This is a genomic window from Acinetobacter sp. AOR12_HL (assembly GCF_027855275.1).
Lineage (GTDB): Bacteria > Pseudomonadota > Gammaproteobacteria > Pseudomonadales > Moraxellaceae > Acinetobacter > Acinetobacter baumannii.
In genome coordinates, this window is sequence record NZ_JAKTIJ010000017.1 from 63,251 (window position 1) to 88,969 (window position 25,719).

At 40.0% G+C, this 25,719-nt stretch carries 23 protein-coding genes, 2 tRNA genes and 1 other RNA gene; 18 read left to right on the plus strand and 8 right to left on the minus strand.

Annotated elements, in window-relative coordinates; all coding sequences use genetic code 11:
- Positions 1-194 precede the first annotated feature (194 nt).
- On the plus strand, positions 195-746 hold the full coding sequence (locus MKL36_RS07825; RefSeq protein ID WP_000056378.1) for a flavodoxin family protein: 552 nt from the start codon (positions 195-197) through the stop codon (positions 744-746).
- Between the two features lie 41 nt (positions 747-787).
- On the opposite strand, the gene smpB is transcribed toward MKL36_RS07825, so the two are convergent.
- Positions 788-1,264 (minus strand): SsrA-binding protein SmpB, encoded by a 477-nt coding sequence (smpB, locus tag MKL36_RS07830; protein ID WP_001029798.1) that lies wholly within the window; start codon positions 1,262-1,264, stop codon positions 788-790.
- 135 nt (positions 1,265-1,399) lie between these two features.
- Here smpB and coaD point away from each other — a divergent pair, with 135 nt between their 5' ends.
- The 5 genes from coaD to MKL36_RS07855 all read left to right on the plus strand — a co-directional run bounded on the left by coaD (position 1,400) and on the right by MKL36_RS07855 (position 4,013).
- The gene (gene coaD / locus MKL36_RS07835; RefSeq protein ID WP_000047853.1) at positions 1,400-1,891 is read left to right on the plus strand and encodes a pantetheine-phosphate adenylyltransferase; all 492 of its coding nucleotides are present in this window, start codon (positions 1,400-1,402) and stop codon (positions 1,889-1,891) included.
- Position 1,892: 1 nt separating this feature from the next.
- Positions 1,893-2,156 (plus strand): YfhL family 4Fe-4S dicluster ferredoxin, encoded by a 264-nt coding sequence (locus tag MKL36_RS07840; RefSeq protein WP_001979799.1) that lies wholly within the window; start codon positions 1,893-1,895, stop codon positions 2,154-2,156.
- Between the two features lie 27 nt (positions 2,157-2,183).
- Positions 2,184-2,538, plus strand: an RNA gene (gene rnpB, locus MKL36_RS07845) — RNase P RNA component class A.
- Positions 2,539-2,602: 64 nt separating this feature from the next.
- A tRNA-Met gene (locus tag MKL36_RS07850) sits at positions 2,603-2,679 on the plus strand.
- Between the two features lie 149 nt (positions 2,680-2,828).
- Positions 2,829-4,013, plus strand: coding sequence for a porin (locus tag MKL36_RS07855; protein ID WP_005133017.1), 1,185 nt, complete (start codon positions 2,829-2,831; stop codon positions 4,011-4,013).
- A 52-nt stretch (positions 4,014-4,065) separates the two neighbouring features.
- Here the strand turns inward: MKL36_RS07855 and MKL36_RS07860 are convergent, their stop codons facing one another.
- Positions 4,066-5,046, minus strand: coding sequence for a LysR family transcriptional regulator (locus MKL36_RS07860; RefSeq protein ID WP_001061609.1), 981 nt, complete (start codon positions 5,044-5,046; stop codon positions 4,066-4,068).
- A 103-nt stretch (positions 5,047-5,149) separates the two neighbouring features.
- Between MKL36_RS07860 and MKL36_RS07865 the strand changes: the two genes are divergently transcribed.
- The 7 genes from MKL36_RS07865 to MKL36_RS07895 all read left to right on the plus strand — a co-directional run bounded on the left by MKL36_RS07865 (position 5,150) and on the right by MKL36_RS07895 (position 12,833).
- Positions 5,150-6,262, plus strand: a complete 1,113-nt coding sequence (locus tag MKL36_RS07865; RefSeq protein ID WP_001129656.1) for a tartrate dehydrogenase — start codon at positions 5,150-5,152, stop codon at positions 6,260-6,262.
- A 20-nt stretch (positions 6,263-6,282) separates the two neighbouring features.
- A complete protein-coding gene (locus MKL36_RS07870) occupies positions 6,283-7,935 on the plus strand; it encodes a BCCT family carnitine transporter (protein ID WP_086374023.1) in 1,653 nt (550 codons plus the stop codon).
- An 11-nt stretch (positions 7,936-7,946) separates the two neighbouring features.
- Positions 7,947-8,921 (plus strand): alpha/beta hydrolase, encoded by a 975-nt coding sequence (locus MKL36_RS07875; protein WP_021511490.1) that lies wholly within the window; start codon positions 7,947-7,949, stop codon positions 8,919-8,921.
- Between the two features lie 42 nt (positions 8,922-8,963).
- Complete coding sequence (cntA, locus tag MKL36_RS07880) at positions 8,964-10,079, plus strand: carnitine monooxygenase subunit alpha (RefSeq protein WP_001277084.1); 1,116 nt, start codon at positions 8,964-8,966, stop codon at positions 10,077-10,079.
- Between the two features lie 64 nt (positions 10,080-10,143).
- Positions 10,144-11,595, plus strand: a complete 1,452-nt coding sequence (locus tag MKL36_RS07885) for an NAD-dependent succinate-semialdehyde dehydrogenase (RefSeq protein ID WP_000096958.1) — start codon at positions 10,144-10,146, stop codon at positions 11,593-11,595.
- A 47-nt stretch (positions 11,596-11,642) separates the two neighbouring features.
- Entirely contained in the window at positions 11,643-12,599 is a 957-nt protein-coding gene (cntB, locus tag MKL36_RS07890) for a carnitine monooxygenase, reductase subunit CntB (RefSeq protein WP_000146428.1), read from the plus strand.
- 157 nt (positions 12,600-12,756) lie between these two features.
- Positions 12,757-12,833, plus strand: a tRNA-Met gene (locus MKL36_RS07895).
- Between the two features lie 43 nt (positions 12,834-12,876).
- Here MKL36_RS07895 and MKL36_RS07900 read toward each other — a convergent pair.
- The 6 genes from MKL36_RS07900 to MKL36_RS07925 form a co-directional block, all read right to left on the minus strand.
- On the minus strand, positions 12,877-13,905 hold the full coding sequence (locus MKL36_RS07900; protein ID WP_000139298.1) for a hypothetical protein: 1,029 nt from the start codon (positions 13,903-13,905) through the stop codon (positions 12,877-12,879).
- Positions 13,898-15,523, minus strand: coding sequence for an NAD+ synthase (locus MKL36_RS07905; protein WP_021511489.1), 1,626 nt, complete (start codon positions 15,521-15,523; stop codon positions 13,898-13,900). The genes MKL36_RS07900 and MKL36_RS07905 overlap by 8 nt, the downstream gene beginning before the upstream one ends.
- 384 nt (positions 15,524-15,907) lie before the next feature.
- Positions 15,908-16,468, minus strand: coding sequence for a hypothetical protein (locus MKL36_RS07910; protein WP_021511488.1), 561 nt, complete (start codon positions 16,466-16,468; stop codon positions 15,908-15,910).
- A 90-nt stretch (positions 16,469-16,558) separates the two neighbouring features.
- Positions 16,559-17,419 (minus strand): pirin family protein, encoded by an 861-nt coding sequence (locus MKL36_RS07915; RefSeq protein ID WP_021511487.1) that lies wholly within the window; start codon positions 17,417-17,419, stop codon positions 16,559-16,561.
- A gap of 170 nt (positions 17,420-17,589) precedes the next feature.
- Positions 17,590-18,042 (minus strand): protoporphyrinogen oxidase HemJ, encoded by a 453-nt coding sequence (gene hemJ / locus MKL36_RS07920; protein WP_000339888.1) that lies wholly within the window; start codon positions 18,040-18,042, stop codon positions 17,590-17,592.
- Positions 18,043-18,060: 18 nt separating this feature from the next.
- A complete protein-coding gene (locus tag MKL36_RS07925) occupies positions 18,061-19,290 on the minus strand; it encodes a beta-ketoacyl-ACP synthase II (RefSeq protein ID WP_000832710.1) in 1,230 nt (409 codons plus the stop codon).
- A gap of 296 nt (positions 19,291-19,586) precedes the next feature.
- Here MKL36_RS07925 and MKL36_RS07930 point away from each other — a divergent pair, with 296 nt between their 5' ends.
- The 5 genes from MKL36_RS07930 (at position 19,587) to tuf (ending at position 25,719) form a co-directional block, all read left to right on the plus strand.
- Complete coding sequence (locus MKL36_RS07930) at positions 19,587-20,912, plus strand: EcsC family protein (protein WP_021511486.1); 1,326 nt, start codon at positions 19,587-19,589, stop codon at positions 20,910-20,912.
- Between the two features lie 200 nt (positions 20,913-21,112).
- On the plus strand, positions 21,113-21,487 hold the full coding sequence (rpsL, locus tag MKL36_RS07935; RefSeq protein ID WP_000246374.1) for a 30S ribosomal protein S12: 375 nt from the start codon (positions 21,113-21,115) through the stop codon (positions 21,485-21,487).
- 159 nt (positions 21,488-21,646) lie between these two features.
- The gene (rpsG, locus tag MKL36_RS07940; protein WP_001138055.1) at positions 21,647-22,117 is read left to right on the plus strand and encodes a 30S ribosomal protein S7; all 471 of its coding nucleotides are present in this window, start codon (positions 21,647-21,649) and stop codon (positions 22,115-22,117) included.
- A gap of 178 nt (positions 22,118-22,295) precedes the next feature.
- Positions 22,296-24,434 carry an elongation factor G gene (gene fusA, locus MKL36_RS07945; RefSeq protein WP_000113824.1) on the plus strand — a complete coding sequence of 713 codons (2,139 nt, stop codon included), beginning with the start codon at positions 22,296-22,298 and terminating at the stop codon, positions 24,432-24,434.
- A 94-nt stretch (positions 24,435-24,528) separates the two neighbouring features.
- Positions 24,529-25,719 (plus strand): elongation factor Tu, encoded by a 1,191-nt coding sequence (gene tuf / locus MKL36_RS07950; RefSeq protein ID WP_001029610.1) that lies wholly within the window; start codon positions 24,529-24,531, stop codon positions 25,717-25,719.

Sequence of the window (25,719 nt, forward strand, 5' to 3'; positions counted from 1 at the left end):
GGATATGATTGTTTTAATAATACTCTCTTATGTTATTTAAATTTCAAAATAGCATAAGAGGGTTTTTTATTTTGAATTTTCCATATTTATTCAAGAAATTAAGGCAAGTACTGAGATTTCATGTTTATAGAGGAAGGTTTAGCAAGTTTTAATAAAATGATAAAATAGAAAAAATCGCTCAAAATATTAAGCTTATGTCTTTGCCTGAAAAACATCTCTCTATTGTCTATCACAGTCCCTATGGTCACACTGCAAAGGTAGCGTCTGCTATCGCAAGTGGCGCCGAAGTGATGGGCGTCAAAGTACATGTGATGAATATTGAGCATATTGATTGGGATGTTTTAGATGCCTCACAGGGCATTATTTTTGGTTCCCCAACTTATATGGGAAGCGTAACTGCCGATTTTAAAAAGTTTATGGATAGTACATCTAAACGTTGGAAAAATCGTTTATGGCAGGGTAAGTTAGCAGCGGGTTTTGCAAATTCGGGCGGTTTAAGTGGTGATAAACTGGCGGTTCTGCAACAACTTAATATTTTTGCGATGCAGCACGGCATGTTGTGGTCAGGTTTACCTTTAATGACAACAGGCCATACTGAAACCGATTTAAACCGTTTATCGAGCTGTTTAGGGTTGATGACTCAATCAGATAATGCACCCGTTGAAATTACACCGCCGCAAGGTGATTTAGATACTGCTAAATGGTTTGGTGAATATATTGCTGGGCTTTTATATAGATTAAATTAGTAAAAAATAAAAAAGCCTCTATAAAGAGGCTTTTTAGTCTATTACTTATGAAATATACGTGCTTTATCACGTTGCCAGTCACGTTCTTTTTCGGTCGCTCGTTTATCGTGAAGTTGTTTACCTTTCACGAGTGCAATTTCAAGCTTAACCAGATGACCTTTCCAGTAACATGCTAATGGAACGCACGAATAACCTTTTTGGTTCACCGCACCCATAAGCTTTTCAAGTTCACGACGAGATAATAATAATTTTCGTGTACGTGTAGCTTCCGGCACAATATGTGTAGATGCAGAAAGGAGTGGTTGAATCTGAGCACCAAATAAGAATGCTTCACCATTTTTAAAAATGACATAACTTTCTGTCAAACTCATACGACCGGCACGTAAAGATTTTACTTCCCAGCCTAGTAAAGACATGCCAGCTTCAAATTTTTCTTCGATAAAATAATCATGACGGGCACGTTTGTTTTGTGCGATGGTTCCGCCATTATGTTTCTTTACTACTGTTGCTTTCGCCATAATTCAAACTTCCACAATTGTCCCTATTGTGCCGTAAACTGATGCCAAGGTGAAGTTTTTTCCCACATATCAATATTTCGTCTCATGTATAACTTTTGCTAAAATAGGCGCACAATACAATTAGAGTACTAGCGGATGTCTAAAACGCGTGTAATTTATCCTGGAACATTTGACCCTATCACGAATGGGCACGTTGATTTAGTTACTAGAGCATCAAGAATGTTTGATGAAGTTGTAGTAGCGATTGCAATTGGACATCATAAAAACCCTTTGTTCAGCTTAGAAGAAAGAGTTGCACTGGCGCAATCATCATTAGGCCATCTATCAAATGTTGAGTTTGTAGGTTTTGATGGTTTGTTGGTTAACTTTTTTAAAGAACAAAAGGCCACAGCAGTACTTCGTGGTTTAAGAGCAGTTTCTGACTTTGAATATGAATTTCAACTGGCCAATATGAACCGTCAGCTTGATCCACATTTTGAGGCGGTGTTTTTAACACCTTCTGAACAGTATTCTTTTATTTCTTCGACATTAATTCGAGAAATTGCTCGTTTAAAAGGAGATGTAACCAAGTTTGTTCCGCAAGCTGTGGTTGAAGCTTTTGAACGTAAACATCAACAAGGTTGGTAACGTGTCGTTATATATCACTGATGAATGCATAAACTGCGATGTTTGTGAACCAGTTTGTCCCAATGAAGCGATCTTTATGGGCGAAGTGATTTATGAAATCAATCCGGATTTATGTACAGAGTGCGTTGGTCACCATGACCAGCCACAGTGCCAATTATTTTGTCCAGTAGACTGTATTCCAAAAGATCCGCAGCATGAGGAAACGGAAGAACAGTTACTCGACAAATATAAAAGATTAATTGCTCAAAAAAGCACAAGCAATTAGTCAATAAATTTGTTAATATGCGCCCTCGAAGTGAGCCGGATGGTCGCTGCTGTGGAGGTCTCCGTGACTGAAGCAGGAGAGGAAAGTCCGGGCTTCATAGGGCAGGGTGCCAGGTAACGCCTGGGCGGTGAAAGCCGACGGAAAGTGCAGCAGAGAGTAGACCGCCTCATTCGTGAGGTAAGGGTGAAAGGGTGCGGTAAGAGCGCACCGCGTGTCTGGTAACAGTTCACGGCATGGCAAACCCCACCAGAAGCAAGACCAAATAGGAATCCTAGGTGCGGCCCGTACTGGATTCGGGTAGGTCGCTTGAGCGTATGAGTGATTGTACGCCTAGAGGAATGACCATCCTCGACAGAACCCGGCTTATAGGCTCACTTCACCTCATTTTATTGAAAATTTTTCTTGACGCGCGGTTAAGAAGCTAAGATAATGCGCGCACAGTTTACGGCTATGTAGCTCAGTTGGTTAGAGCACCGCACTCATAATGCGGGGGTCACAAGTTCAAGTCTCGTCATAGCCACCATTTTACAGACCACGCTCCTGCGTGGTCTTTTTTTATGCTTGTTTTTTTGATTAAACACAGTTTGTAAAGACCGACTTCATACTTCTGGCATTGTTTGTCTAAGCCAATTTCTTCATGTTCTTATAACACTTAACAAGGATGTTGAAGACATGAAAAGGTCATTATTATTTTTAGGAATTCTAAGTTTAACTGTTGGAGCACAAGTCTCTGCAGCTGATTTGAGTTGGGGGGATCCAACTTTAGATTCGGGTCAATTTAAAGTATCTGGTGCAGTACGTTCTCGCTATTTACATAAAGATTATGTGGTCGGGGCCAATGAAGGTTCCCAAAATGATGACTGGCGACTTACTGATATTAAATTAGTGTTAGGTTATGAAAACCCAAACTGGATTGCAGGAGCAGATGCTCGCTGTTATCAATATGATCGCTTGTGTGATGCGATTTTTCTAAAAAAAGCTTGGGTAGGGTATAAGTTATCTGACCAACAAAGAGTCACGGCAGGTTTGCAGCCTGTTGATTTTGGCTTTGGTGAATTTTGGGGAAGTAGTTATTACGAAACGCTTTTAAATACCGTTGGTTTAGAAGATATTGATAATCTGGGGATTAAATATAAATTTGCAGATGACAAATACAATTTAACCTTAGGATTCTATCCAACTGATGGAGGAAATTATAAGGGGACATCAAAAGACTCAAGCCGATATAGTGGTAATTTCGTTGAAGCTGATGACTTGACGGTAGGGACCAATATTGAAGAAAAAAATATGTGGATTGCGCGGGCCTCTAGAAAATTTGAGCTTGATAAAGCTCAAAAATTTTCGACCGAGTTAGGTGGTTCAGTTTGGTATTCAGATTTAGAAAATAAAAGAACAGATGAAGATGGACACCGCAAATCATGGAATGTATTTGCTCAAACGCAATATCAAGCATGGCAATGGATGTTCTTAGCAGGTAAGCAAGATGTCACCAATGGTGATAATTTATTGCCAAATAGCTCAACCATTGGAGCATTTGATTATCCGTATCAAGTTGCTAACAAAGGCAAATATTTGGTCAATGAAATTAATTACACTTTTGCTCAGCCATTCCACAAACTTGAAAATATTAAGCCCTATATCTCTCATAGCCGCTTTTTCAAAGATGAGGATGGATATAAAGACTCTGAGCGTTTAATTGCAGGCGTTTATTTTAATTACAAAGCCATTGGTATTCAGGGCGAATATATTATGAGTAAAAACGATCCAATGGTAGGTGGTGGGGCGAATGGCCTTGCACAAGGTAGCAGTAATGATTGGGATAAACTGTTTTATCTTTCAATTGGATATTATTTCTAAAAGTTAAAAGTAAACTATTGCCCTAAGTGAACAGGCCCACTTAGGGCTTTTTTTATAGAAAGACTTTTTCAGGCGGTGGTTCTCGTTTGACCGCTGGTGAAATGAGTTGTCCACGGCTTAGGTTTTGCACATGCTGTAAACGATTGAGCAATTCGTTTTGAATAAACAAAATACAGGTTTGTAATTTAGATGAGCTTTTGAGTCGTGATGGATAAACTGCCCAGACATCTGCATCTTGCCAGTACTCAGGCAAAATATGCTGAAGTTGGCCGGTAATCAATTCATCTGCAACATCCCAAATCGAACGGAAAATAATACCGTGACCTTCTATGGCAAGTTGATGAATAATTTCGCCGTTATTTGAAACAAAGCGGGGTTTGATATGCACTGAGACATCTTCGGAAGCATGCCTAAATTTCCATAAAACCGAGGATTGGTCGCGTTCACTAATTGTTAAACAGTCATGTGTTTGCAAATCTTCAATACTGTCAGGTACGCCGTGTTTAAGTAAATAACTCGGTGACGCACACAAAATACGAAAATTAGAAGCCAGCTTCTTCGCAATCATATTGGGTGCAATTTCATTACCAATTCTAATGTCTAAATCAATACTGTGTTGAATCAGGTCTTTGGTATTGTCGATGGTATCAAAATGAATCTGTAGTTTTGGATACAGCATCATTAATTTAGACAAAATTGGTGCGACATGTTTTCTGCCAAAACCAAAGCTACTAATAATATCCATACGACCCGTAGGCGTACTGAGCGGATTATTGACCAGTTCGCAGACTTCATCAAATTCTTCAAGAATATTTGAAACTCTCTCAAGAATGAGTTTGCCATCTTCTGTCAGGCTAACGTGACGTGTACTGCGGTGAAAAAGTTTGCAGCTCAACGTGTTTTCTAGAATATTAATTCGCTTGCTAATAAAAGCTGGCGATGTCCCGAGTTCCTCAGCAGATTCGACAAAACTTTTTAGTTTGGCGACTGTGCAAAAAACCTTTAAATCCGATAGGTTAGGTAGATTATTCACGATCCGTGTCCATTGGAGTGATAGTTCTGTTGTTGATCATTTTTGCTTAAAACATCATGTTTAAGCCATACAAGGATATTAGTCGAAGGTGTGAAGGAAGCTTATGGCAAAAAGATATAAAGTTGCCACGATTGCAGGCGATGGCATTGGTTTAGAAGTTCTACCAGAAGGTATTAAGGTTGTAAAGGCAGCAGCAGAGAAGTACGGCATTGATCTTCAGTTAGATGCTTTCGATTGGGCAAGCTGCGATTACTATCTTGAGCACGGCAAAATGATGCCAGATGACTGGTTTGAAACTTTGCAGGGCTACGATGCAATTTATTTTGGCGCTGTAGGCTGGCCAGATAAAGTGCCTGACCATATTTCGCTTTGGGGTTCGCTGCTCCAGTTCCGTCGTGGTTTTGACCAATATGTAAATTTACGTCCAGTGCGTTTAATGCCAGGGGTGAAATGTCCATTAGTAGGTAAAAAACCGGGCGATATCGACTTCTACGTGGTTCGTGAAAATAGTGAAGGTGAATACTCAGCGATTGGCGGTAAAGCTTTTGAAGGAACAGACCGCGAGTTTGTTTTACAAGAAGCCGTATTTACACGTCATGGCGTAGACCGAATTTTGCGCTATGCATTTGAGTTTGCAAATCAGCGTGATGCAAAAAAAATTACCGCAGCGACCAAGTCAAATGGTATTGCAGTGAGCATGCCGTACTGGGATGAGCGTGTTGATGCGATGGCAAAACAGTATCCACAAATTCAAGCTGATAAACAGCATGTTGATATTTTAGCGGCTCGTTTTGTTTTACAACCTGAACGCTTTGATGTGGTTGTGGCATCGAATTTATTTGGCGATATTCTTTCCGATTTAGGTCCTGCATGTACGGGAACCATTGGTTTAGCGGCATCGGCAAATTTAAACCCAGAAAGAAAATTTCCATCACTGTTTGAACCTGTCCATGGTTCAGCACCAGATATTTACGGTAAACAAATTGCCAACCCAATCGCTGCGATCTGGTCGGGTGCCATGATGTTCGAATTCTTTGGTGAAGAAGACGAGCGCTGTATCCAAGCGGGTCAAGATATTATGCAGGCGATTGAGAATGTATTAATTAATGGCCCAAAAACAGCCGATATTGGCGGTCAGGCAAAAACTTATGAGGTAGGAGATGCAATTGCATCATGTGTAGCCCAAACTAAAATGGACGTATTCGCTATGGAATAACGCCATCCAAAAATGGATGTATGGATATGGATAATCAAAACACAAAAATTTATACGGATAAATTTCTTGCCGTAACTAGCTTACTGTTTGTATTTATTTCAGTTGCTGGTTTGGCGATTTATTCGCAAGAATCGATAAAGATTGCTGCAACGTGGATGCAGTGGACGACATCGGTATTTACAACCCCAGTATTACTGTTTGCTTTTTTAGCTATCATTTTTACTTTTGGTCTAGCTTTTAGTAAATACGGCAAAATTAAGCTTGGAGAAGGAAAGCCTCAATACACCACGATGTCATGGATTTTTATGTTCATCTTATCGGGTATTGGGTCTTCTACATTGTACTGGGGCTTTTTGGACTGGGCCTACTATTATCAAACTCCGGGTTTGAGCTTACCGCCTGAGTCAGCAGAAGCATTGAAATATAGCGTGGCTTACTCGTTTTTTCACTCTGGCTTAAGTGCTTGGGCAATTTATGCTTTGGCATCAATTTCTTTGTGCTACAGCTATCATGTGAGAAAAAACAAGGGCTTAAGTTTAGCTTCAGTGATTGAGGCTGTGACAGGCTTTAAATCAACTGGCGTGGTTGGTCGTTTAGTCGACTTAATGTTCTTGCTTTGCATGTTTGGTGCATTGACGATTTCATTGGTACTCACTGCCGTGACATTTACCAATATTTTGTCTCAGCTCACAGGTATTCCAAATACCTTTATGACCAAGGTCATCATTATTTTGGCAGTTTCAGTTCTGTTCGCACTCAGTTCATATGTAGGTATGGACAAGGGCATGCAACGTTTAAGCCATATGGTGTGCTTGGGTGTAGTGCTATTTGCAATTTATGTACTTTGCTTTGGCCCGACTCAATTCATTTTGAATAATTCATTAATGAGTTTCGGGTTAATGGCAACCAACTTTGTTGATATGAGTTTGTTTACCGACCCAATGGGTGACGGCAAGTTTACTCGTGAATGGACTGTTTTCTACTGGTTATGGTGGATTTCATATGCACCAGGTGTAGCACTCTTTGTAACGCGTGTTTCTAAAGGCCGTACTATTAAAGAAGTGATCTTTGCCATGGTGATTGGTGGTAGTGTCGGTCTTTGGTTCATCTTTGGTGTGTTTGAAAACTATAGTGTTTATAGCTTTATTCATGGAGCTGTAAATGTGCCGCAAATCTTAAGCCAACAAGGTGGTGAGGTTGCGATTGGTCAATTGCTTAGCCTGTTATCTGCCGGAAAACTCATGATGTGGATTTTCCTCGGCATTATGGTGGTGTTCTTGGCAGCGCATATGGATGCAGTTGGGTATGCAGTTTCAGCAACATGTACACGCGGTTTAAGTGAAGGGCAAGACCCATCGCCAAATGCACGTCTGTTCTGGTGTGTCATGCTGACCTTAGTTCCAATTGCCATGATCTTTAGTAAAGCACCATTAGACACCATGAAAACGGCAACTATTGTGACGGCTTTACCATTCATCGTGATTATTCTGATTCAGACCTATGGCTTAGTGAAATGGCTCATACAGGATTATGCCAAAGTCCCATCACATTTAATTGAGCAACAAGGTTATGATGAGCAGGAAATTGGTTTAAACCAGACTCAAGATGAACATGCAAAACGGATGCAGCTTGAGCTTGCAAGCTCAATCAAACTGGATAGAAAAACCAGCTAGAGGGAACGGTAATGACGACATATGAACAGGCTACTTATGCCTTAAGTGAAGAAATGCAAAGCCTTGTGTATTGGAGCAGCATTTATTCACCAGCAGATGCAGATATTGACTCAGTCCGTGCGGCATATGATGCCATGTGCCGACACTACACTTTGCCACGTGATGATAATTTAGATGTAGAAGATCGAGTGATTGCAAATGAAGAGCATCCTGTGCCTGTTCGTGTGTATTTACCAAAAACAAATCGACCTGAGTCCGGTTGGCCATGTGTGTTGTATCTACATGGTGGTGGTTGGATGGTGGGTGGACTCGATTCACATGAGTTTATTACCAGTTATTTGTGTAAGGACTTAAATGCGGTTGTTATTAGTGTGGATTACCGCTTGGCACCAGAGCATCGTTTTCCAGCAGCCTTTGAAGATTGTTTAGCAGTCTATCACTGGCTTAAACAACATGGTTCAGCTTGGCAAATCGATAGTGAAAATATCGTTCTAGCAGGTGATAGCGCAGGCGGTAATTTAGCAGCAGCTCTTGCAGTGGAGCTACAACATAGTGGTTTGCAAGCTCAAGGGCTGGCATTGGTTTATCCATGTTTAACGACAGCATTTGATACCCCATCCGCACAAAAGCACGCCCATGCGCCGTTGTTAACGACAGAAGATATGCATTTTTATTTAAAGGAATATGCTCCGAACTCACAAGATTGGCAGGATTTACGTCTAGCCCCTTTATTGGCGACGGATTTTTCAGATATGCCTACAAGTTTTGTGGCTGTTGCAGAATATGACCCTTTAAGTGATGACGGTTATCTCTTTACCCAAAAACTGGAACAAGCAGGCATCCCTAACGAGTTTCATTTAGGTAAAGGTTTATTACATGGCAGTTTACGTCTGATGCGTGACTGTCCGGAAGTTCAACATTTATATCAAAACATGCTAAGTGCAATACACCGCATGTTTGGCAGTGCCGAAAAGACATCAATTTAATATCGAGTCATTTGGACGAAAAGAATTTAATGGAGTAAAAACATGAGTGCAGTTGAAAAATTACCTGAAGATTTTTGCGCAAACCCAGATGTTGCATGGACTTTCCCTAAAGTTTTCTATACTTCATCTCAAGTTTTTGAGCACGAGAAAGAGGCAATCTTTGCTAAAAGCTGGATTTGCGTTGCACATGGTAGTGAGTTGGCTCAGCCAAATGACTATATTACCCGTAAAGTAATTGGTGAAAATATTGTCATCATTCGTGGTAAAGATAGCGTTTTACGAGCTTTTTATAATGTATGTCCACACCGAGGCCATGAACTTTTAAGCGGTAGTGGTAAAGCAAAAAATGTAATTACCTGCCCATATCATGCATGGACGTTTAAGCTAGACGGTAGCTTGGCATTGGCACGTAACTGTGACCACGTTGAATCTTTCGATAAAGAAAACTCAAGCATGGTGCCTTTAAAAGTCGAAGAATATGCAGGTTTCGTATTTATTAATATGGATGAAAATGCGACTTGTGTAGAAGACCAGCTACCGGGCTTTGCTGAACGTTTAAATCAAGCATGTGGTGTGATTAAAGATTTAAAATTGGCAGCACGCTTTGTGACAGAAACACCAGCAAACTGGAAAGTGATTGTTGATAACTATATGGAATGCTACCACTGTGGACCTGCACATCCAGGCTTTGCTGACTCTGTACAAGTCGATAAATACTGGCATACAACACATCAAAACTGGACATTGCAATATGGCTTTGCACGTTCATCTGAGAAGTCATTCAAACTTGATCCATCAGTAACAGATCCTGAGTTTCATGGTTTCTGGACTTGGCCTTGCACCATGTTCAACGTGCCACCAGGCAGTAACTTCATGACAGTTATTTATGAATTCCCTGTTGATGCAGAAACAACTTTGCAGCATTACGATATTTACTTCACTAACGAAGAACTGACTCAAGATCAAAAAGATTTGATTGAGTGGTATCGCAATGTATTCCGCCCGGAAGATTTGAACTTGGTAGAGAGCGTACAACGTGGTTTGAAATCACGTGGTTATCGTGGTCAAGGCCGTATCATGACCGACAAGCAACGTTCTGGTATCAGTGAGCATGGTATTGCTTACTTCCAACATCTTGTGGCGCAGTACCATCAATAAAAACAAAGGGATTTATTCAGGTGTAAATATGACTTACACCTGATTCTTCATTTAGGAAGACGATATGTCGAGTTTACAAAGTACTGAACTATTTCAGCAACAAGCCTATATTAATGGGCAATGGTTAGCTGCACAGTCAAATGCGACTGTTCCGGTGAGTAACCCAGCTACAGGCGAAGAAATTGGCACAATTCCTAATATGGGAGCGGCGGAGGCAACGCAAGCAGTTGAAGCTGCCTATACGGCTTTACAAAGTTGGAAAGCTTTAACGGCCCAAAACCGTGCTGATATCTTATTGGCTTGGCATAAACTGGTTCTCGATCATACCGATGAACTTGCTTTAATCATGACCATTGAGCAAGGCAAGCCTTTAGCAGAAGCAAAAGGTGAGGTTCGCTATGCTGCATCATTTATTCAATGGTTTGCCGAAGAAGGCAAGCGTATTTATGGTGATGTGATTCCAACCGTAAATAACCAGCAGCGCTTTATTATTAGTAAAGAACCTGTGGGTGTGGTGGCAGCGATTACGCCGTGGAATTTCCCAATTGCCATGATTACCCGTAAAGCCGCGCCAGCTCTAGCAGCGGGTTGTACGGTCGTGATTAAGCCAGCCAATGAAACACCTTACTGTGCATTAGCGATTGCAAAGCTTGCAGAAAAGGCAGGTATACCAGCTGGTGTGATTAATGTTGTTACTGGTAAATCTCAAGAAATTGGCTCGGTATTTACTTCACATGAAAAAGTGAAGAAGTTAACTTTTACTGGTTCAACGCCAGTGGGCCGTTTATTGATGCAGCAGTGTTCAAGCACCATTAAAAAATTGGCGCTTGAGTTGGGCGGAAATGCTCCTCTGATTGTGTTTGATGATGCCGATTTAGATAAAGCTGTACAAGGCGCGATTTTTGCCAAGTTCCGTAATGCAGGCCAGACCTGTGTTTGTGCTAACCGCATTTATGTACATGACAATATTTATCAAGCTTTTGCCGAGAAGTTTGTACAAGAAGTACAAAAGTTTAAAGTCGGTAATGGACTTGAAGATGGCGTACAAATTGGCCCATTAATTAATGAAAAGGCGGTTTTGAAAGCACAGCAGTTAATTGATGATGCAGTGAGCAAAGGCGCTAAGATTGCCTGTGGTGGCAAGCAGCATGCTTTAGGACAAACCTTTTATGAACCATCAGTTTTAACTAACGTTGACCGTACAATGGAAATTGTCCAAGAAGAAATTTTTGGTCCAGTTGCGCCGCTCATTCGCTTTACAGATGAAGCAGATGTGGTTGTTCAAGCAAATGACACTATCTTCGGTTTGGCTGCGTATGTTTATAGCGAAAATATTTCACGTTTATGGAGAGTGTCAGAACAGCTTGAATATGGAATGGTCGGTATGAATGCCACTGCAATTTCAAATGAAGTTGTACCATTTGGCGGTGTGAAACAATCAGGTGTTGGGCGTGAAGGCTCAAAATATGGTCTTGAAGAATTCATGACCATTAAATACATGTGTTTAGGGCTTTAAGGATAAGCCCTAACAACAAAAATATGCGGTAAAAGAAGGATTCTAATATGGCGAGTCATTATGAAATGTTCCCAGCGGTTGTTACTCGTGTGGAACAGCTAACCCCTTTAATCAAACGGTTTACGTTCAAACGTCAAGATGGGCAGAACTTTCCTCGATTTAGTGGGGGAAGCCATATTATTGTCAAAATGAATGAACAACTTTCCAATGCCTACTCATTGATGAGCTGTACGCAAGATTTATCAACTTACCAAGTCTGCGTTCGTAAGGATGTGGAAGGTAAGGGTGGATCAGTTTTCATGCATGATCAGTGCAATGAAGGCTGTGAAATCCAGATTTCAGAACCAAAAAATTTATTCCCGCTAGCTGAAACAGGCAATAAACATATCTTGATAGCTGGTGGTATTGGTATTACACCATTCTTACCTCAAATGGATGAGCTGGCAGCACGTGGAGCAGAGTATGAGCTGCACTATGCTTACCGTTCACCTGAACATGCAGCTTTACTTGATGAGCTAACACAGAAACATGCAGGGCATGTATTTAGTTATGTTGACTCAGAAGGCAGCATGCTTAATTTAGACGAATTAATTTCATCGCAACCAAAAGGCACACATGTATATGTATGTGGACCTAAACCTATGATTGATGCTGTGATTGATTGTTGTAACAAGCACCGTTACCGCGATGAATACATTCATTGGGAACAATTTGCCTCAACAGTTCCTGAAGATGGTGAAGCATTTACGGTGGTACTTGCCAAATCTAATCAGGAAATTGAAGTACAAAGTAACCAGACTATTTTACAAGCCATCGAGACATTAAATATTGATGTGGAATGTCTATGCCGAGAAGGGGTTTGTGGTACATGTGAAACCGCTATCTTAGAAGGTGAAGCAGAACACTTCGATCAATACTTAAGTGATGCCGAAAAAGCTTCACAAAAGAGCATGATGATTTGTGTATCAAGAGCAAAAGGCAAAAAATTGGTATTAGATCTTTAATATATTTCTGTGGCCGATCAATTGCTTAAAGTAAGAATTTGCTAAAAAATGAACAAATAATGGTGATCTGAATCATATTTGTTCATTTGGTGGGCATAAAGAGTTTTGAAGTATTGACCTGCTATACAGAACTATAGATAATGCGCACACAGTTTACGGCTATGTAGCTCAGTTGGTTAGAGCACCGCACTCATAATGCGGGGGTCACAAGTTCAAGTCTCGTCATAGCCACCATTTTAAAAACCACGCTCCTGCGTGGTTTCTTTTTATCTATTTTTTACTCACTAAGATGTTTTTCAATTATATCGAGTGTTTTTGAGCTTTGATAAAAAGGAGCTAAGAGCGCTTGAAGTAACGGTTCCAAAATACCGTGTTCATTAAAGGCATCCATAACTTTTGGATAAAAACGTAAAGCTTCAGTTTGTAAGTCAGTTTCGGATAAACCAATTGCACTTAATACTTCAAATAAACTTTGGTCTTTATAAAAATCATAAAAAACTTCGACACCATACAAAATAAGACCTTGCATAAATTGTGACTGTCGTAATTCTTTCCAGTATTCATAAATTAAAACAAAGAACTCCTCAACATCGAGAGGAGTGAGCTGTTTCATAAACTCATAGATTTTTTTATGTCTAATATCTTCCCAGATATGACGTACTAAGCTTTCTAAATCTTCAGCCGATAAAAGGCTTAATTCTGTCAGTTGTTCATGAATAAAGCTGGCAATCCACGTTTCAAGCTTATGCTCAAGACGTTGTTGCTGTAAAAAAGAGAATTTTTTGAGTTTATGTTGCCATTCAAAATGGTAGTCATCCACTCTAGAGGCCGTTAGAAATTTAGGTAATTTTTGTTCTAAGGTTGAAGTGGCAATATATTGGCAAAGTTGTTGAACAGAAGGGCTAGTTCTTAAAAACTGATTGAGATAATGTGGAATATGCTCCATTTCCAAAAACTTGGAAAGCCACATTTCAAACTGGTGATCGGATACCAAGTCTTGTAGCTGAACTGGAGATTTCATGGCAGATAAATAAATACGTTGTGCAATTTCCCCAATAAACTCAAGCAAGCCTGCACCAAGCTGCATTTCAAAAGCATAGCGTTTCACAACGGCTTGTAATTGTTCTAAATCCACAACTTCATAAAGTTTAATTTCATCGGCATGTTGCATAAAAAGCTGAATAAATTGCCGGAAATAAATAGGTGAGTTTTCTATAGATAATTGTTTTTTGAAAAATTCCACCTGCTCAAGCAAAAGTGCTTGAGCAAGTGCTGTAGTTTTTGATGAGTTTTTCTGCTCAGTCATTCGCTGTCCAACCGTTGACAATCGGATAACGTCGTTCGCGACTAAATGCACGAGAAGTAATTCTCGGGCCAATCGCACCTTGACGACGTTTATATTCATTACGATCAACTAAACGGATGACTTTTTCAACAACTTCTTTATCAAAACCTTTGGCAATAATGTCTGCCTGACCTAAATCTTCCTCAATGTATGCATAAAGGATAGCATCTAATACATCATACGCTGGTAAAGAGTCTTGGTCTTTTTGATCTGGACGCAGTTCTGCTGAAGGTGGGCGAGTAATTACACGCTCAGGAATAACCGGAGTTTCACTTAAGCTATTACGGTATTTTGCTAATTCAAACACGATTGTTTTATAAACATCTTTGAGAACAGCAAAGCCACCCACCATGTCACCGTAAAGTGTGCAATAGCCAACTGAAAGTTCAGATTTATTACCTGTAGAAAGAACTAAATTACCAAACTTGTTAGATAAGCCCATAAGCAATGTGCCACGAGCGCGCGCTTGTAAATTTTCTTCAGTCGCATCGGCTGGTGAATTACCAAAGAACGGATACAAAGTTTGCATGAAGCTATTTACGATTGAATGAATTTCGGCAATACCGAAAGTCACGCCCATACGGCGAGCTTGCTCCGCTGCATCTTCTACACTAATTTGAGAAGTGTAAGTATATGGCATCATCACAGCTTGAACTCTCTCTGCACCGATTGCATCAACTGCGATAGCAAGCGTAAGGGCAGAGTCAATACCACCAGAAAGACCTAAGATTACTCCAGGAAAACCTGAGCGTTCTACATAGTCACGTGTTGCCATGACTAGACCTTGATAGATCTCTGCAAAAGTTTCTAGTGCAGGAGCAGACTCGACAACTTTATATAATTTTGTATCGCGGTCAAATTCAGCAATATAGAGATCTTCTTTAAAGCTAGGTGCTTGTAAAGCAATTTCACCATTTTGATTGCTGACAAAACTTGTACCATCAAAAATTAAATCATCTTGTCCACCAACTTGGTTAACATAAACAATATTTAAATGAAGCTGCTTTGCAAGCTCACTTAATGTCTGTTTACGATGCTGTGGTTTACCCACTTCATATGGCGATGAATTAAGCACAAGTACAGTATCAACATTTAATTGGCTTAATTGTTTTACTGTATTGATTGACCAGATATCTTCACAAATGAGTACACCAAACTTATGGCCTAAGTACTCAAACACCAAGTGCTGATGGCCTTTTTGGAAATAACGTTTTTCATCAAAAACGCTATAGTTTGGCAAGTTATGTTTATTAAAGACACCTAAAACCTGACCGTCTTTCATGACAGCAGCTGAATTATAACGTTGGCCATCTTCTGTCTGGTTTACGAAGCCGAAAACCATCACAATATCTTTAACTTCACTAAGTTGAGCAAAAGCCTTTTGCATCCGCTTATTTAAATTTGGACGTAACAATAAGTCTTCAGCTGGATAACCAATCACAGAAAGCTCAGGAAAAATAATCAGGTCAGCGTCTTGTTTTTTCGCCTGATTTGCTTGCTCAATCATCTTTTGGGTGTTTGAGTCAATATTGCCAATATGCGGAGAAAACTGAGCAAGGGCAACTTTAAAACTTTTCATTCAAACCTAATCCTAGATCATAACGAATATAAATACACATAGTGTTGATTTTTATGGATATAATTTTTCAACGATGTGTATAGCACGATAATAAACACGTAAAATAGTAAACAAAAATGTCAAGATCAATAATATATACCAATCACATATTTTCTGCGTAAAAATAACGAGATTTTCTGTATACAATAGAAACAAGCTTCATTATTTTTATTGTTTGTATACTGCCTTATCGCTCAAAAATTTGAAATAAGTTTTTATACTTATTTTCAATAATTTGACATTAATAAATTTAGATCTCAACTTTATTTTTATGTTTTTTGTTTATCAAATTTCTATTGATAAGTTAGCAAAAAAGTTACGTTGAAAACAAACTGGATTATTTAGTTACAAATCAAATTGAGGTAAACAAATGATATTTGGCAGTTTACCTGAACAGATATCTCTAGCAATTTCTCCTTGCTGCTCAATATTGTAAGAACTAAATGCTTTCTGAGGATGATAAGTATATTTATAAGGATTGTAATATTTAAAACTCAGATAGTAGGCGGATTGTAGTAACGCACCTTTTAGTAATACATGAATACCTCGTTGGTATTGCATAACATGAGCTAGCTCATGAATAAAAATCCCTTGTATGAATTTAGACTCTAGCGCGTAATTACTGCTGTAGTCAGAAAGATTGACGTATATATTCCCATTTGGAGCCATCAAAATTCCATGCGCTTGCCACGGTAAGTAACGAGTAGCAATAATTTTAGGACGTTCACAATCTAGCAAACTCCCAAACACCCTTTGTGCTAAAGCTTTTTCTTCAGGTGTAAGAAATCGAATTGGATAGCTTTTTAAGTGACGAAATATAAAAAGGGTGAAAATAATAAATTGGCGATATATGACAAGTTTAAAAGCGTTGAGAGTGAACATAGTTTTGCTAGTAAATAAGTTCATCTATTGGTTTGTAGCATAACATACATCAACTATGTTGAAAGACAGACGCAAATAACTGTCATTTGTTTCTCATGCGGCAGTTAGCCTGTTTTACTTGGCAAATCTTCCATTTTTAATATCATCATAGGCTTGTAAAATCTCATCATAAGTATTCATTACAAATGGACCATGACCATTAATCGGTTCTGTGATGGGTTGTCCAGTCAAAATAAGTAATTTGCAGCTTTGCAGGGCAGTAATAGAGAAATGCTCTCCTTGGTTTGACATGACTGCTAGGCCTTGTTCCTCTAAAACGTCTTCATCTTTTTGAAATTGTGCCCGACCTGAACGTAAATAAACTAAAGCTGTTTCACCAGATTGAGCAGGGAAGGCAGTTTGTTGACCTGCCTGAAGCTCTACATCTAATACGGTAATAGGAGTGTGAGTGAGTGCAGGGCCTATAACATGCTTAAACTGCCCTGCAATAATACGTACAAATCCAGCTTCATTTTCCAGTTTCACTATCGGTATTTCAGCTTTCTTTAAACTTTGATAGCGCGGAGAATTCATTTTATTTGCTGCTGGTAAATTGACCCAAAGTTGAATCATTTCAAAGGGACCACCAGATCGAGAATACTCTTCACTAAACAATTCCCGATGAATCACACCAGAGGCTGCGGTCATCCATTGCACATCGCCAACACTTATAAATCCACCTCCACCAGATGAATCTTTATGTTCCAGTTCACCTGCATAAACAAGTGTTACCGTTTCGAATCCACGATGGGGATGATCATTAACTCCTCTACGTTTCATAGAAGGTGCAATTTTTCCGGGACCTAAATGGTCGAGTAGTAAGAAGGGGGAGAGGGTATTACCTAACTCATGGTAGGAAAAAACAGAAAGAACTGGATAAAAATCACCGACCGCAAAGCGAGTATCGTTACGATGAATAAAAGCCAGACTTTTCATGCTTTATCCTTTCTGTTGATTGAATTTATAAAAAAGATGAGATGTTTTTATAAGAATGTATTAAGACTGGTATAAAAGTCTTTTGCTCTGAATAATAAATTATGAATAGGTTGAGTCAGTAAAATGCATAAGAGAATGAGATGAGAGTCCTAGATAATAAAAAACCCCAGTTAAAACTGAGGTTTTACAACAACTAAAATCACAACAGCAAATAAAATTAAGGTTGGCATTTCATTGAAGAAACGCCAGAACTTATGTGATTTGTAGTGAGCATTTCCAATAAGCTTTTTGCGATAGTAACCACAAACTAAATGGTAGATCACTAATAAAGCCACTAATCCAACTTTTAGATAAAACCAAGTGGCTTCATGGTAATGTCTAGTTGCATCGCCCCACTCTACAAGAAAGTGTGCGGTAATTAATGTGGCAATCATAGACGGCCACATAATACCTCGATACAACTTACGTTCCATCACTTCAAAGCGTTGATGACTTGCCGCATCATCACTCATTGCATGGTAAACATAAAGACGTGGTAAGTAGAACAAAGCAGCGAACCAACAAACCACAGCAATAATATGTAATGCTTTTACCCACAAAAAAGCATCAGAAGGTGCATCCATCGATAATCCTACGCGGGATTATGCATCCCACTTCTTGAAAATTAGGCAAGCGTTAACACCGCCAAAGCCAAAACTGTTACTCATTACAGTATTCAATTTTGTATCACGTTTTTCAAGCACAATATCAAAGCCTTCAGTACCTTCATCAAGCTCAGTCACGTTGATGTTTGGCGCGATAAAGTCATTTTGAAGCATTAATACAGAGTAAATTGCTTCATGAACACCAGCAGCACCTAAGCTGTGACCAGTCATAGATTTAGTTGAACTAAGTGGTGGAACTTTACCTTCACCGAAAGCACGTTCCATTGCTTTAAGCTCAGTCACGTCACCTGCTGGTGTAGAAGTACCATGCGTATTTACATAGTCAATTTTATCTACGCCGTGTTGTTTCGCTTCTTCAAGAGCCATCAAGATACAGCGAGTTGCACCTTCACCACTTGGAGCTACCATGTCAGCACCGTCACTGTTTGCAGCATAAGCAACAACTTCAGCAAGAATATTTGCACCACGTGCTTGAGCATGTTCAAGAGATTCAAGAACAACGAAACCGCCACCGCCAGCAATAACGAAACCGTCACGGTCTTTAGAATATGGACGAGACGCTGTTTCAGGTGTGTCGTTGTATTTAGAACACAAAGCACCCATTGCATCAAACAATAGGCTTTGAGACCAGTGATCTTCTTCACCACCACCAGCAAGCATAAGATCTTGTTTGCCTAGAGCGATAAGGTTATATGCATAACCAATTGCGTCTGCAGAAGTTGCACAAGCACTTGCAATTGAGTGAGCAATACCTTGAAGTTTAAATGCTACACCCACGTTTGCAGTGATTGTATTTGTCATGTTACGTGGAACAAAGAAAGGACCAACTTTACGAGCACCTTTAGTTTCTAAAAGCTCAGTCATTTCTACAACAGAAGCAGTTGAACCACCGCCTGAACCACCGGCAATACCATAACGTGGATTATCTGCTAAATCTTCTGCTTTTAAGCCAGCATGTTCAACAGCTGCAACAGCAGAGTTATAAGCGTACATTGCACATACGCCCATGAACCGTTTTAATTTACGATCAATATTGTCAAAATCTTGTTCTGCCGCAGCGCTGACATGACTTTTAAAATTGAGTTCAGCATAAGTTGGGTTAAAACGTGTCCCGGAGATTCCATTTTTAAGTGAATGAGTAACTTCTTCTAAAGAGTTACCGATACATGAGTTAATACCCATACCAGTGATTACAACACGTTTCATCTACAGGTCCCTTTATGGTGATATTTAAAGTCTATGATCATGAGCAGCTATTAAATGATAGGAGAATATAGCTGTAAGAACAGTAGACCCATGTTTTCGTTGCTACCATGATAGCAGAAAGGTTTTTTATTTCTTATGGCAAATCTTTATGTCAATTTTGCATTTAAAAAAAATAACCAAATACACAGTATGTTGCATTTAGGGTTAACTAAAATACACACATTCAAGTTGAGATAAATCCACATTCCACCTAGTATTTATCTCTAATTAGATAAATTAAAAAATCGAGGTACTGGATGACAAAATTTAATAATAATCAATCTGACAATTTGTTTTCTCAGGTCTTCGGAGTGGCTAAAAAGCTCAGTTCTACTGGTTTAAACATCTTGCAGCAAAGTCAAATTGGTGAGGTAAGTAAATTGGTTGAGCCACTTTCAAATGGCAAAACAGTAGAAGGTAGTGCCAGAAATAAAAGTCCGTTTGAAGTGGAGCAGTATGAAAGCCCACAACAAATGTTACGTGAACATTTACCTAAAGTTACTCGTCAGGTATTTGGACGCCATTTTAGAAAGGTCAATGGTATCGCTACATTTATTTCACCTGACTGGAATGAAAAAATATCAAGCTATTTATTTGATTGGTTGAATGACTTTAGTTCGAAAAGTACGTTAACTGAAAAAATTTTAGAAGAAGCGGGGGCTAAAGACTTATTTGAGCTTACAAAAGATACCTCACGCTCCCAACGTTTAAGTCAGGCACTTATTGAACAAAATAAATTGATTGCCAGTATTCAAGGTGCAATTACGGGCGTATCTGGAATGGTTGGAGCAGCCGTAGATATTCCAGTTTCATTAGTCCTAGTTTTGAGAACAATTTACCAAACAGGTAGATCACACGGCTTTGATTTAACCGAAGCAACTGACCAAGACGTTGTTGAATTTATTTTTAAAGAAGTTGATATCAGCTTAATTGCGGAAAAGCAGACTTTACTCTTGGCACTGAAAGCCTTACGAAATATGTTGGAGACTCAAGATATTCAACAGTTCCAGCAAGTACTTGGCTCTTCAAATGATATTGAAACCTTAAAAAGCTGGTTAGTTGATGAAAATGGTGAGTTTAAATGGAACTGGTTAAATAAAGTTCCGCAACTTGCTGTGATAGGCAAGTTTACTCCAGTAGCTGGTGCAGTGCTTAGTGCTGTTTATAGTTGGAAGTTACAAGAAGATGTAGGCCATAAGGCACAAGCTATTTTCGGTGCAGCAAGACATTATTTAAATGAACATCCAAATGAGCATTTATCACCATTACAGGCGTACTATGCGGCGGTAACTCTAATTCAAAAAGCGAGCCCACGTCTTTTAAATGTGGGTGAAAATGGTAGTGTCCATGCTGCGCAGCATCATAAAATTGAAAATCATGATGTAATTTCAAAAGTATCTGTTGTGGTCAAATCAAATACTTCTGAAAAAAGCGAAGAAAAAATTCAAGAAAATGTTCACCAAGGAATTGAGCATCTTGCAGAGAAACATGTAGTTGAACATGAACATAGTGAACAAAAGCCAGCATTAGAGCCTGAAAGTGAAGAAAATGATGACATTATAGAGGGGCAAAAGTACTCTTAACAATACAATTACAAAGGTAGGGTTTGAAAACTAAATTTCACCCCTATTTAAATTTGTAAATAATCCTGTCAATCATTGATATGGTCAACATTTGGCAACTGCTGCCATGTTGACCATTTTTGCATCTTGGCTTACAATTATGTGCCCTTAAAAAGAGGTGTTTTCTTTTTAAGGTTTTTTAATAACGGGAGAATTGCCATATGGCAACAACGAATCAGTTGATCCGTAAGGGTCGTACGACTTTGGTTGAAAAATCCAAAGTTCCTGCGTTGAAGGCTTGTCCACAACGTCGTGGTGTTTGTACACGTGTTTATACAACTACACCTAAAAAACCTAACTCAGCTATGCGTAAGGTTTGCCGTGTTCGCTTAACTTCAGGTTTTGAAGTATCTAGCTACATCGGTGGTGAAGGCCATAACTTACAAGAGCACAGTGTTGTTCTTATCCGTGGTGGTCGTGTTAAAGACTTACCGGGTGTACGTTACCATACCGTTCGTGGTTCTTTAGACTGTGCTGGTGTTAAAGATCGTAACCAATCACGTTCTAAATACGGTGCTAAACGTCCTAAGAAGTAATTCTGGGAAACTAGTCCAAAAGCCCTTTAGCGTTTCGCTTGTTTGAATTCTTCATAGATTTGTAATTCAAGCGACGTATAGTAAGGCCAGCGTCGTGTACATGACACTTGTACAAACTGCTGGATCATCCTGAAGTGTCATATTATTAGGTGTATTAAAATGCCAAGACGTCGCGTAGTCGCTGCTCGTGAGATCCTTCCAGATCCTAAATTTAGCAGCCAAACAATCGCTAAATTCATGAACCACGTAATGCAAGATGGTAAAAAATCTATTGCTGAAAGTATCGTTTACGGTGCTTTAGAACGCGTTCAAGAAAAAAACAAAGTAGACCCAGTTGAATTTTTCGAGACTACTCTTGAAAAAGTTCGTCCTATGGTCGAAGTAAAAGCACGCCGTGTTGGTGGTGCTACTTATCAAGTACCTATGGAAGTACGCCCATCCCGTCGTACTGCCTTAGCAATGCGTTGGTTAGTAGATGCTGCTGCTAAGCGTTCTGAAAAAACTATGGCTTTACGTCTTGCTGGCGAGTTGCTTGATGCAGCTGAAGGCAAAGGTGCTGCGATCAAAAAACGTGAAGACGTGCACCGTATGGCAGAAGCTAACAAAGCCTTCTCTCACTACCGTTTCTAAGCGGATAAAACAGTCCCTAATCAGGAGAATACTCATGCATACAGTAGCTAGATTCAACATTGCTCTCTACCAAAGTGGGGGCTTTGCGGGTATTTAAGTTGCCCCGCTTGAGTATTCGTGCGCATCAATTTAATTGGTGCGCCCTGTTTTAAAGATAACATTTAGGAATGTAGACATCATGGCTCGCCAAACCCCAATTACTCGTTACCGTAACATCGGTATCTCTGCGCACATCGACGCAGGTAAAACAACTACAACTGAACGTATTTTGTTCTACACAGGTGTATCTCACAAAATTGGTGAAGTACACGACGGTGCAGCAACAATGGACTGGATGGAACAAGAGCAAGAGCGTGGTATTACAATTACCTCTGCTGCAACAACTTGTTTCTGGTCTGGTATGGGTAACCAATTCCCACAACACCGTATCAACGTAATTGATACACCGGGACACGTTGACTTCACAATCGAAGTTGAGCGTTCTATGCGTGTTCTTGACGGTGCTTGCATGGTTTACTGTGCAGTTGGTGGTGTACAGCCTCAGTCTGAAACTGTATGGCGTCAGGCTAACAAATATAAAGTGCCTCGTTTAGCATTCGTGAACAAGATGGACCGTACTGGTGCAAACTTCTTCCGTGTTGTTGAACAAATGAAAACACGTCTTGGTGCGAATCCTGTGCCAATCGTTGTGCCAATCGGTGCTGAAGACACATTCACTGGTGTAGTTGACCTTATCGAAATGAAGGCAATTATCTGGGATGAAGCTTCTCAAGGTATGAAGTTTGAATACGGCGAGATTCCAGCTGACCTAGTTGATACTGCTCAAGAATGGCGTACAAACATGGTTGAAGCTGCTGCTGAAGCTTCTGAAGAGTTAATGGACAAGTACCTTGAAGAGGGTGATCTTTCTAAAGAAGACATCATCGCAGGTTTACGTGCTCGTACATTAGCTTCTGAAATCCAAGTAATGCTTTGTGGTTCTGCATTCAAAAACAAAGGTGTTCAACGTATGTTGGACGCTGTAATTGAATTCTTACCATCACCTACAGAAGTTAAAGCGATCGAAGGTATCCTTGACGATAAAGACGAAACTAAAGCGTCTCGTGAAGCATCTGACGAAGCTCCGTTCTCTGCGCTTGCGTTCAAAATCATGAACGACAAATTCGTAGGTAACTTAACATTCGTACGTGTTTACTCTGGTGTTCTTAAACAAGGTGATGCTGTTTATAACCCAGTTAAATCTAAGCGTGAACGTATCGGTCGTATCGTGCAAATGCACGCAAACGAACGTCAAGATATTGATGAAATCCGTGCAGGTGATATCGCAGCGTGTGTAGGTCTTAAAGACGTTACTACTGGTGATACATTATGTGATGAGAAAAACATCATTACACTTGAACGTATGGAATTCCCAGATCCGGTAATTCAGTTAGCGGTTGAACCAAAAACTAAAGCTGACCAAGAAAAAATGTCTATCGCTTTAGGCCGTTTGGCTAAAGAAGACCCTTCATTCCGTGTTCACACTGATGAAGAATCTGGTCAGACAATTATTGCTGGTATGGGTGAGCTTCACCTTGACATCATCGTTGACCGTATGAAGCGTGAATTCGGTGTTGAAGCGAATATCGGTAAACCAATGGTTGCTTATCGTGAAACGATTAAGAAAACTGTTGAGCAAGAAGGTAAATTCGTACGTCAAACAGGTGGTAAAGGTAAATTCGGTCACGTATATGTTCGTTTAGAACCGCTTGACGTTGAAGCTGCTGGTAAAGAATACGAATTCGCTGAAGAAGTTGTTGGTGGTGTAGTACCTAAAGAATTCTTCGGTGCAGTTGACAAAGGTATTCAAGAACGTATGAAGAATGGTGTCTTGGCTGGTTACCCAGTTGTAGGCGTTAAAGCTGTTCTTTTTGACGGTTCTTACCACGATGTCGACTCTGACGAATTGTCGTTCAAAATGGCTGGTTCTTACGCATTCCGTGATGGTTTCATGAAAGCAGATCCTGTTCTTCTTGAACCTATCATGAAAGTTGAAGTTGAGACTCCAGAAGACTACATGGGCGATATCATGGGTGACTTAAACCGTCGTCGTGGTATGGTTCAAGGTATGGACGATCTTCCTGGTGGAACAAAAGCAATTAAAGCAGAAGTTCCACTTGCTGAGATGTTTGGTTACGCGACTCAAATGCGTTCTATGTCTCAAGGTCGTGCGACATACTCAATGGAATTTGCTAAATATGCTGAAACTCCACGTAACGTGGCTGAAGGCATCATCGCTAAATTCCAAGCTGGCGGTAAAAAAGGTGACGACGAGTAATCTTTCGATTACTATAAGCCCTAACTAATTCTTAGTTAAAAACCAAGTGCTCATGGAGCGACCCTCCATGAGTAGTTAATAAAGGAAGATCATCATGGCTAAAGCCAAGTTTGAACGTAATAAACCACACGTAAACGTGGGTACAATCGGTCACGTTGACCATGGTAAAACAACTTTAACTGCTGCGATTGCAACAATTTGTGCAAAAACTTACGGCGGTGAAGCGAAAGATTACTCACAAATCGACTCAGCACCTGAAGAAAAAGCACGTGGTATTACAATTAATACATCACACGTAGAATACGATTCTCCAACTCGTCACTACGCACACGTTGACTGCCCAGGCCACGCCGACTACGTTAAAAACATGATCACTGGTGCTGCTCAGATGGACGGCGCGATCCTTGTATGTGCTGCAACTGACGGTCCAATGCCACAAACTCGTGAGCACATCCTTCTTTCTCGTCAGGTAGGTGTACCTTACATCATCGTATTCTTAAACAAATGCGACCTTGTTGATGACGAAGAATTACTTGAATTAGTAGAAATGGAAGTACGTGAACTTCTTTCTACTTATGACTTCCCAGGTGATGATACTCCAGTAATCCGTGGTTCAGCTCTTGCAGCGCTTAACGGTGAAGCTGGTCCTTACGGTGAAGAATCAGTTCTTGCTCTTGTAGCAGCACTTGACTCTTACATCCCAGAGCCAGAGCGTGCAATCGACAAAGCATTCTTGATGCCAATCGAAGACGTATTCTCAATTTCTGGTCGTGGTACAGTAGTAACAGGCCGTGTTGAAGCTGGTATCATCAAAGTTGGTGAAGAAGTAGAGATCGTTGGTATTAAAGATACGGTTAAAACAACTGTAACTGGCGTAGAAATGTTCCGTAAACTTCTTGACGAAGGCCGTGCAGGTGAGAACTGTGGTATCTTACTTCGTGGTACTAAGCGTGAAGAAGTACAACGTGGTCAAGTACTTGCTAAACCAGGTACAATCAAGCCGCACACTAAATTCGACGCAGAAGTATACGTACTTTCTAAAGAAGAAGGTGGTCGTCACACTCCATTCTTAAATGGTTACCGTCCACAGTTCTACTTCCGTACAACTGACGTAACTGGTGCGATCCAGTTGAAAGAAGGCGTTGAAATGGTAATGCCAGGTGACAACGTTGAAATGTCAGTAGAATTAATCCACCCAATCGCAATGGACCCAGGTCTACGTTTTGCGATCCGTGAAGGTGGTCGTACTGTAGGTGCTGGTGTTGTTGCTAAAGTAACTGCATAA